This is a genomic window from Peribacillus sp. SIMBA_075 (assembly GCF_046534585.1).
The window spans coordinates 1-2,559 of record NZ_JAWRYN010000091.1; the positions used below are offsets into that span (position 1 = coordinate 1).

General features: G+C 33.0%; 3 protein-coding genes. 1 reads left to right on the top strand and 2 read right to left on the bottom strand.

The genetic code is table 11. The features are described from left to right. Positions 1-110 precede the first annotated feature (110 nt). Both SB775_RS27240 and SB775_RS27245 read right to left on the bottom strand, forming a co-directional pair. Positions 111-440, bottom strand: a complete 330-nt coding sequence (locus SB775_RS27240) for a YolD-like family protein (protein WP_410864256.1) — start codon at positions 438-440, stop codon at positions 111-113. Positions 441-709: 269 nt separating this feature from the next. Then, complete coding sequence (locus SB775_RS27245; protein ID WP_410864257.1) at positions 710-1,537, bottom strand: phage portal protein; 828 nt, start codon at positions 1,535-1,537, stop codon at positions 710-712. A 142-nt stretch (positions 1,538-1,679) separates the two neighbouring features. On the opposite strand from SB775_RS27245, the gene SB775_RS27250 reads away from it, so the two are divergent. Beyond that, the gene (locus SB775_RS27250; RefSeq protein WP_410864259.1) at positions 1,680-2,450 is read left to right on the top strand and encodes a polysaccharide deacetylase family protein; all 771 of its coding nucleotides are present in this window, start codon (positions 1,680-1,682) and stop codon (positions 2,448-2,450) included. The last annotated feature ends 109 nt before the right edge of the window (positions 2,451-2,559 follow it).

Here is a 2,559-nt window from a genome sequence, read left to right on the forward strand (position 1 = left end):
AAAAAGGTAGATTTCCTCAGAATAAACTGAGAAAATCTACCTCTATTGGCCCAGAAGGGACTTTTTCAGTGCCCTCCTCATTGAGAAGGGCTTTTTTTAATCCTCTACAGTCACTCTAATAATCTCATCGAATAGAATATACTCAAGGAACTATCTCTCTTTTGAATACGTAACTCTTTCGTGACAGGATGTATGTACACACAATGTCCGTATATCTCAAGAGGATTTCCCTTGTTATGCAATCTAAAACATATAGGTAAATGATATTCCATCGCATAATGAATGTTGTTTTCAAACTCTTCAACCTGGTATTCATCAAGGGTAGGTTTTTTATTTAGAAAATAATCAACCTCACCTATTTTTTTATTTAAAGCTTTATGTTCTGGCATAATCAATGCCGCTTGCCATTTAACGAGCCCTCTATCACGAATTGTCCCCATCAGAAAAATCCCTCCATTACATCCATTATATACGAACAAGCGTTCTTAAAAAAAGACAGAAAAAATTCCTTCCCCAAAAAAGTTCGGGCTAGAGAAATGTTAATTTTTATACAAATAAGCAGGTTAGTTCTTTAAAGTTATGGAATGGTTTGTTACTAGTAAATTTATTCCCCCGGAATAAATCAGCTCTATGCAATTATTTTTAAATTATTTTAAATTAATATCTTTTTTTATTTTTAAATATTGTAACTTTTTGGATTCTTATTCGATTAATAATTGAACACAAAAATATCACCGTGAAGTAACGAAACCGGAATACCTAAGGCTTTGGCAACCTGATCTGAAAAACCATCAATTACCTTGGCGACTTCATCCACACTTTGAAGCTGAGTAGCGTTTTTCAGTTCCTCTAATTTAAATCCTTTTTGTTGTGGAACAATAGCTACTGACTTGTAGGTGAAAGCATTGTAAATTTTGTTTATATAATTCTGTAATTTTTCTTGTCCCTTTTCCGACTTATCAGTAATAGCCACTACATCAACTAGTCCACGTATTTGGTTCTTGCGATTCTGAAATTCTATGATCCTACCAAATAATTCTCCATAATCGGAATATAAACCATCAAACAAAGTTGATAGCTTTTTGTTGCTATATTCCAGATAAATAACATCATTCATATGAAATGTTCGAGAAAACGTAAAGTCCTTAATGGTTACATCTTTAAATGAATCATTGACCAAGGCACATTCAACTCGTGTGAAAGAGTCCGCAATCAATAAATCCTCGGCATCCGACTGGATGATCAAACACTCATTGTCATATATCAGCTTATGAACAACTGTTTGCCAAAATTGGCTGGCTGACATGTTCGGGTTCGGTCTGACATTTAACCGGTAATACATTTCGTCCTTCACAATCTTTTTATCCTTCTTCACATAAAATTCCGATTGGCTAATAGTACGGCCGATCATATTGATACATGTTTGGATGGCCAATTGCTTCATGTGAATTTTCTTTGAGGTATCTTGGATTAAATCAAAATCAAACATGAATTCCAGTTCTTTATTTCTGCTTTTCACCAGATCTAAAATTCCCAATATCTCACCTCCTTTTTTAAAGGGCTTTTTAAATCATTAATGTTGTTTTTTGTAAATAATAGCTACCACTTATTTCATGTTTCTCATTAAAAATTTTAATAAGGGCATCATAAACCAAGTCGTTAAATGAGGAGTGTTTCCAATTAAAAAAATATTGTTTTTTATCCTTCTTTTATTGATTCCTTCCATTTCCTTTCAAATAAATGTATCCGCATCCACTAAAAGTCGTGAGGAATATGAAAAAACTGGACACGTTATTTGGGAAGTTAACACAAAGGAAAAATTAGTTTCCATTACTTTTGATGATGGACCGCATCCCTTTTTCACCCCACAAATACTTGATATATTAGCTAAATATGATGCTAAAGCCACCTTTTTTGTAGCTGGTAATAAAGTAATAAGATTTCCTGAACTATTAAAACGGGAAGTAAAAGAAGGACACGAAGTTGCCAATCATACTTATCATCATATTTATGGAAATATTACATCAGCAGAACTATCATCAGAATTAGAAGAAACAGATAAAATTATACAGAAGTCAGTTGGTTTTAAACCGACTCTTTACCGGCCAGTAGGTGGTTTTTATAATGATTTAATTATTAATACTGCTTTAAAAAACGGAAAAGATGTCGTTTTATGGTCATGGGATCAGGACTCTCGTGATTGGGCAAATCCACCCACAAGTCAAATTTATAACTCTATAACAAAAGGAGTAAAACCAGGTAAGATCATTCTATTTCATGATTGGCATGGTAGTGAATATACTCAGACTTCTCAAACAGTTATTGTATTAGATAACATTTTAAAATTTTTATACAATAACGGATATAAATGTGTAACTGTATCTGAATTGCTCTACCAGTCGACACAAATAATTCCAGACTCTTTTGAAATTTATCCTACAAAGAGATAAGGAGTCAAATGTACATAATAAGAGAGATAAATTGCACATAACCCTGTCAAGTAGACAATAAAAAAAGAGTATTTCAAGCTGCGGCCTTTTCTCGATATTCAATCGGGGA

Coding starts and splice junctions, on each gene's coding strand:
- SB775_RS27240 (WP_410864256.1), bottom strand. CDS start 440: ATGGGGACAATTCGTGATAGAGGGCTCGTTAAATGGCAAGCGGCATTG.